Below are 7,187 nucleotides of genomic sequence, written 5' to 3'. Positions count from 1 at the left end.
CTGGGAGAGCGCCTGCCTTGCACGCAGGAGGTCAGCGGTTCGATCCCGCTTGGCTCCACCACTTGCCGTTACCTGCAGAACTTAGAAATGAGCATTCCAACGTGAATGTTGATTTCTGACTTTTGTCAGATCGTTCTTTAAAAATTCGGATATGTGATAGATAGACTGATGACCACTTTCACTGGTGGGCCATCAGGCTAAGGTAAAATTTGTGAGTTCTGCTCTTTATTGAGCAACATGCGAATTTTCGGCGAATGTCGTCTTCACAGTATAACCAGATTGCTTGGGGTTATATGGTCAAGTGAAGAAGCGCATACGGTGGATGCCTTGGCAGTCAGAGGCGATGAAAGACGTGGTAGCCTGCGATAAGCTTTGGGGAGTCGGCAAACAGACTGTGATCCAGAGATCTCTGAATGGGGGAACCCACCTAGGATAACCTAGGTATCTTGTACTGAATCCATAGGTGCAAGAGGCGAACCAGGGGAACTGAAACATCTAAGTACCCTGAGGAAAAGAAATCAACCGAGATTCCCTTAGTAGTGGCGAGCGAACGGGGACCAGCCCTTAAGTTGATTTGAGATTAGTGGAACGCTCTGGAAAGTGCGGCCATAGTGGGTGATAGCCCCGTACACGAAAGTCTCTTATCAATGAAATCGAGTAGGACGGAGCACGAGAAACTTTGTCTGAACATGGGGGGACCATCCTCCAAGGCTAAATACTACTGACTGACCGATAGTGAACCAGTACCGTGAGGGAAAGGCGAAAAGAACCCCGGAGAGGGGAGTGAAATAGAACCTGAAACCGTATGCGTACAAGCAGTGGGAGCCTACTTTGTTAGGTGACTGCGTACCTTTTGTATAATGGGTCAGCGACTTATATTCAGTGGCGAGCTTAACCGAATAGGGGAGGCGTAGCGAAAGCGAGTCTTAATAGGGCGTTTAGTCGCTGGGTATAGACCCGAAACCGGGCGATCTATCCATGGGCAGGTTGAAGGTTAGGTAACACTGACTGGAGGACCGAACCGACTACCGTTGAAAAGTTAGCGGATGACCTGTGGATCGGAGTGAAAGGCTAATCAAGCTCGGAGATAGCTGGTTCTCCTCGAAAGCTATTTAGGTAGCGCCTCATGTATCACTCCAGGGGGTAGAGCACTGTTTCGGCTAGGGGGTCATCCCGACTTACCAAACCGATGCAAACTCCGAATACCTGGAAGTGCCGAGCATGGGAGACACACGGCGGGTGCTAACGTCCGTCGTGAAAAGGGAAACAACCCAGACCGTCAGCTAAGGTCCCAAAGTCATGGTTAAGTGGGAAACGATGTGGGAAGGCTTAGACAGCTAGGAGGTTGGCTTAGAAGCAGCCATCCTTTAAAGAAAGCGTAATAGCTCACTAGTCGAGTCGGCCTGCGCGGAAGATGTAACGGGGCTCAAACCATGCACCGAAGCTACGGGTATCACTTAGGTGATGCGGTAGAGGAGCGTTCTGTAAGCCTGTGAAGGTGAGTTGAGAAGCTTGCTGGAGGTATCAGAAGTGCGAATGCTGACATGAGTAACGACAATGCGAGTGAAAAACTCGCACGCCGAAAGACCAAGGTTTCCTGCGCAACGTTAATCGACGCAGGGTTAGTCGGTCCCTAAGGCGAGGCTGAAAAGCGTAGTCGATGGAAAACAGGTTAATATTCCTGTACTTCCAGTTATTGCGATGGAGGGACGGAGAAGGCTAGGCCAGCTTGGCGTTGGTTGTCCAAGTTTAAGGTGGTAGGCTGAAATCTTAGGCAAATCCGGGATTTCAAGGCCGAGAGCTGATGACGAGTTGCCTTTAGGCGACGAAGTGGTTGATGCCATGCTTCCAAGAAAAGCTCCTAAGCTTCAGATAACTGGGAACCGTACCCCAAACCGACACAGGTGGTCGGGTAGAGAATACCAAGGCGCTTGAGAGAACTCGGGTGAAGGAACTAGGCAAAATGGCACCGTAACTTCGGGAGAAGGTGCGCCGGCGAGGGTGAAGGACTTGCTCCGTAAGCCCATGCCGGTCGAAGATACCAGGCCGCTGCGACTGTTTATTAAAAACACAGCACTCTGCAAACACGAAAGTGGACGTATAGGGTGTGACGCCTGCCCGGTGCCGGAAGGTTAATTGATGGGGTTAGCGCAAGCGAAGCTCTTGATCGAAGCCCCGGTAAACGGCGGCCGTAACTATAACGGTCCTAAGGTAGCGAAATTCCTTGTCGGGTAAGTTCCGACCTGCACGAATGGCGTAACGATGGCGGCGCTGTCTCCACCCGAGACTCAGTGAAATTGAAATCGCTGTGAAGATGCAGTGTATCCGCGGCTAGACGGAAAGACCCCGTGAACCTTTACTATAGCTTTGCACTGGACTTTGAGCTTGCTTGTGTAGGATAGGTGGGAGGCTTTGAAGTGGGGACGCCAGTTCTCATGGAGCCATCCTTGAAATACCACCCTGGCAACCTTGAGGTTCTAACTCAGGTCCGTGATCCGGATCGAGGACAGTGTATGGTGGGTAGTTTGACTGGGGCGGTCTCCTCCCAAAGAGTAACGGAGGAGTACGAAGGTGCGCTCAGACCGGTCGGAAATCGGTCGCAGAGTATAAAGGCAAAAGCGCGCTTGACTGCGAGACCCACACGTCGAGCAGGTACGAAAGTAGGTCTTAGTGATCCGGTGGTTCTGTATGGAAGGGCCATCGCTCAACGGATAAAAGGTACTCCGGGGATAACAGGCTGATACCGCCCAAGAGTTCATATCGACGGCGGTGTTTGGCACCTCGATGTCGGCTCATCACATCCTGGGGCTGAAGCCGGTCCCAAGGGTATGGCTGTTCGCCATTTAAAGTGGTACGCGAGCTGGGTTTAGAACGTCGTGAGACAGTTCGGTCCCTATCTGCCGTGGACGTTTGAGATTTGAGAGGGGCTGCTCCTAGTACGAGAGGACCGGAGTGGACGAACCTCTGGTGTTCCGGTTGTCACGCCAGTGGCATTGCCGGGTAGCTATGTTCGGAAGAGATAACCGCTGAAAGCATCTAAGCGGGAAACTTGCCTCAAGATGAGATCTCACTGGGATCTTGAATCCCCTAAAGGGCCGTCGAAGACTACGACGTTGATAGGTCGGGTGTGTAAGCGCTGTGAGGCGTTGAGCTAACCGATACTAATTGCCCGTGAGGCTTGACCATATAACACCCAAGCAATTTGCTTCTGCAGATTGCGGTGGTGAAGACGAAAGAACCGAAAGTTCGCAACCACAACGATCACATATCCGAATTGGCTGGAGTGTCATAAGACAGTCTGGCAACAGAATTTCTTGACGACCATAGAGCATTGGAACCACCTGATCCCATCCCGAACTCAGTAGTGAAACGATGCATCGCCGATGGTAGTGTGGGGCTTCCCCATGTGAGAGTAGGTCATCGTCAAGATTCATTTCGCAAAACCCCTATCTGCGTGAGCAGGTAGGGGTTTTGTCTTTTCTGGTGCCGACCGCTACGCTCCACTAGCAAGCGGTCCGGCACCCAGAGCCATCCCCATGGCCATCATCTCCCACAATTTGAGTCAGAGCACTAGAATAGCCTCCATTCATCTATCCAGAATTTCGATATGCCTAATCCTGTCGACTCCGAAGCGCTGGCCCATTTGCCGCTGGATAAGCTCGTGGCTTGCCACGAATGCGACCTGTTGATGCGTAAGCCGGTGCTACAGAATGACGAAAAGGCACATTGCCCGCGGTGTGGCTACGAGCTTTATGCTCATCGTCACAACGTGGTCAATCGCAGCCTTGCGTTGGTGTTGACGGCCTTGCTGCTCTATGTGCCCGCCAACTTTCTGCCCATCATGCAGCTGCACTTGCTCGGTCAGACGTCGGACGACACTGTCTGGAGTGGTGTGCTAGGCCTATTCAACTCGAATATGCGCGGCGTGGCAGTCGTCGTGTTCCTATGCAGCATGGCGATCCCATTGCTCAAGCTTCTCTGCCAATTACTGGTTCTGTTGAGCATTCGCCTAGATATCGGACGAAGTTACGGATTGCTCTTCTATCGTATTTATCACCACCTGCGTGACTGGGGCATGCTCGAGGTCTACTTCATGGGGGTGCTGGTTGCCATCGTCAAACTGGTCGATCTCGCGGAACTGACCATAGGCCTGGGGCTGTTTTGTTTCATCAGTTTGTTATTGGTCCAGGTATGGCTGGAGGTAGTGATGTCACCACATCAGATCTGGAGTGCGTTGTCGGGGGAGGATGAGCATGCGGGCGATTGATGCAGGCATCCTGGTCTGTAATGAGTGTCATGAGCTGAACCGGCAGGCATCTGGCAGTGATGCGCAGTCCTGTACCCGTTGCGGCGCCACCGTGCATGCACGGCGTCCCAACAGTATCGTGCGCACTTGGGCGCTTCTGATCACCGCGTCCATTCTCTATATTCCCGCCAACGTGTTGCCGATCATGACAGTCAGCGCGCTGGGGCAGGGCAGCCCGGACACGATCATGTCTGGAGTCATCACCCTGCTCAAGCACGGCATGTTGCCTATCGCCGCCGTGGTGTTCATTGCCAGTATTCTGGTGCCCACCTTCAAGCTGGTGGGTATCGGGCTGTTGTTGTATTCGGTGCAACGTCATCAACCGCTGTCGGCGCGTCAGCGGATCCTGATGTACCGCTTCATCGAGTTCATTGGCCGCTGGTCCATGCTGGATATCTTCGTCATCGCCATCTTGGTGGCGGTGGTGAATTTCGGCCGTATTGCCAGCGTCGAAGCCAACTTGGGCGCCGTCGCCTTCGCCTCTGTGGTGATACTGACGATGCTTGCAGCTTTAACTTTCGATCCCCGACTGATTTGGGATAACACGGAGTCGGATAACGACCATGAGTGACATGCCTACGGCTAAAACCCGCCCAGCTTCGAACTGGTCGGCGATATGGATTTTGCCGCTGATTGCCTTGCTGATAGGTGGCTGGCTGGCTTGGCAGGCCTATCGTGATTCAGGGGTAGATATCCAGGTTCGTTTCCTGTCCGGTGAAGGCATCGTCGCCAACAAGACCGAAGTCATCTACAAGGGCATGTCCGTCGGCAAGGTGAAGGCCTTGGTGCTCGATGCCAAAGGAAGCAATACGGGTGTCATCGCCACCATCGAGATGAGGAAGGAGGCCGAGCCGCATCTGACCACCGGGACGCGCTTCTGGCTGGTGAAGCCGAGCGTCAGCCTGGCAGGGATCACAGGGCTGGAAACGCTGGTTTCAGGTAACTACATTGCCGTCAGCCCCGGTGAGGGGGAGAAGACCAAGCGCTTTACCGCCCTCTCCGAGGCACCGCCGTTGTCCGATAGCGAGCCGGGCCTGCACCTGACCCTCAAGGCCGATCGTCTGGGCTCGCTCAATCGCGACAGCCCTATTTTCTACAAGCAGATCCAGGTCGGCCGGGTGAAGAGCTACCGCCTTTCCGAAGACCAGGACACGGTAGAGATCAAAGTGTTCATTGAGCCGGCCTACGCGAATCTGGTGCGCAAGCACACACGATTCTGGAATGCCAGTGGCATCAGCATCGATGCGGATCTATCGGGCGTGAAGGTGCGCAGTGAATCCTTGGCCAGCATTGTCGCCGGGGGCATCGCCTTTGCCACTCCCGAATACCGCAAGGACAGCCCTCCCACCGACCCCAGCCTGCCTTTCCGTCTGTACGAGGACTTCGACGCTGCTCAGGCGGGTATCCGTATCAAGGTCAAGCTGACAGACTACGAAGGCCTGCAGGCTGGGCGTACCCCTGTCATGTACAAAGGTATCCAGGTGGGGTCGTTGAAAACGATGAAGATCGCGGACGACCTGACCAGCGCCACGGCCGAGTTGACACTCGACCCGCTGGCCGAAGACTACCTGGTCGAAGGGACGCAGTTCTGGGTGGTCAAGCCTTCCATTTCGCTGGCCGGTATCACGGGCCTGGAGGCCTTGGTCAAAGGCAACTATATCGCCATACGTCCAGGCGAGAAGGGCGCCAAGCCACAGCGCGAGTTCGAGGCGCGCCCGAAGGCGCCACCGTTGGACCTGAAAGCGCCAGGCCTGCACATGGTGCTGTTTGCCGATAACCTGGGCTCGCTGGAAGTCGGAAGCCCGGTGATGTATCGCCAGGTCAAGGTCGGTAGCGTGCAAAGCTACCAGTTTGCTCGCAACAGCAAGCGCATCCTGATTGGCGTGCATATCGAGAAGGAGTACGCCCATCTGGTCAACGGCTCCTCGCGCTTCTGGAATGCCAGTGGCATCACCTTGTCTGGCGATCTTTCGGGGATCAAGGTCAAGAGTGAATCGCTGCAGACGCTCATGGCAGGTGGTGTGGCATTCGATACGCCAAAGGCTGATGTCCCTTTGAAACGGCGCATTCCCCGCTTCCGCCTGCACGACAATCAGGAGGCCGCGGATCGTGCGGGTACCCTGATCACCATTCGTGTGGATCGCGCCGATGGCCTTAAGCCAGGCACGCCTATCCGCTTCCGCGGCCTGGATGTGGGGAGTGTGGAAAGCGTCGACCTGACGTCCGACCTGCAGGCTGTGCTGCTGCGGGCGCGCATCACCGGAGCCCAGGACCGCATCGCCCGGGTTGGTACCCAGTTCTGGGTGGTCAAGCCGGCCTTTGGCCTAGTGCGTACCGAAAACCTCGATACCCTGGTTGGCGGGCTCTACCTTGAGGTGCTGCCAGCGTTGAAGTCCAAGGGGCCGCAGCGCGACTTTATCGCCTTGCCCGAGGCGCCCGAGCTGACCGAGCCGGAGGTCGGCTTGCCGCTGACCCTCAGTGCACCGCGTCGTGGATCCATCAAGCCCGGCGTGCCGGTGACCTATCGTGAGGTGACAGTGGGCAAGGTGACGGGCTTCGAGCTGGGGCAGACCGCTGATCGTGTCCTTATCCACATCCTTATCGAGCCTCGCTACGCGGCCTTGGTGCGTGGTGGGAGCCGGTTCTGGAATAGCAGCGGCTTTGGCTTCGACTGGGGCCTGTTCAAGGGCGCCACGGTTCGCACCGAGTCCTTGGAGACGCTTATTGATGGCGGGATTGCCTTCGCGACGCCCGATGGCGACAAGATGGGCAGTCCAGCCCGGCCGCAACAAACCTTCGCCCTGTTCGACAAGCCTGAGGATGAATGGCTGCTATGGGCGCCGAAGATCCAGATCGGCAAATAGTACGTGCAAAAGGGGCC

Annotated in this window: 3 protein-coding genes, 1 tRNA gene and 2 rRNA genes (1 of these 6 cut by a window edge); all 6 read left to right on the top strand. The window is 55.4% G+C overall.

The window, feature by feature from the left end; genetic code table 11:
* A tRNA-Ala gene (locus J5X93_RS22355) sits at positions 1-61 on the top strand; it begins 15 nt to the left of the window's first position.
* Positions 62-295: 234 nt separating this feature from the next.
* Positions 296-3,186 (top strand): 23S ribosomal RNA (locus J5X93_RS22350).
* Between the two features lie 127 nt (positions 3,187-3,313).
* A 5S ribosomal RNA gene (gene rrf, locus J5X93_RS22345) occupies positions 3,314-3,429 on the top strand.
* A gap of 178 nt (positions 3,430-3,607) precedes the next feature.
* Complete coding sequence (locus J5X93_RS22340) at positions 3,608-4,267, top strand: paraquat-inducible protein A (RefSeq protein WP_043209687.1); 660 nt, start codon at positions 3,608-3,610, stop codon at positions 4,265-4,267.
* Complete coding sequence (locus J5X93_RS22335) at positions 4,254-4,877, top strand: paraquat-inducible protein A (protein ID WP_090346945.1); 624 nt, start codon at positions 4,254-4,256, stop codon at positions 4,875-4,877. Before J5X93_RS22340 ends, J5X93_RS22335 begins: the two co-directional genes overlap by 14 nt.
* A complete protein-coding gene (locus J5X93_RS22330; RefSeq protein WP_102081568.1) occupies positions 4,870-7,170 on the top strand; it encodes a PqiB family protein in 2,301 nt (766 codons plus the stop codon). Before J5X93_RS22335 ends, J5X93_RS22330 begins: the two co-directional genes overlap by 8 nt.
* Positions 7,171-7,187: the final 17 nt, after the last annotated feature.

Origin of the sequence: Pseudomonas sp. BYT-1 (assembly GCF_023611805.1) — a bacterium.
Lineage (GTDB): Bacteria > Pseudomonadota > Gammaproteobacteria > Pseudomonadales > Pseudomonadaceae > Aquipseudomonas > Aquipseudomonas guariconensis.
The sequence above is the reverse complement of the archived record's forward strand: the minus strand, read 5'-3'. Positions and strand labels throughout refer to the sequence as shown.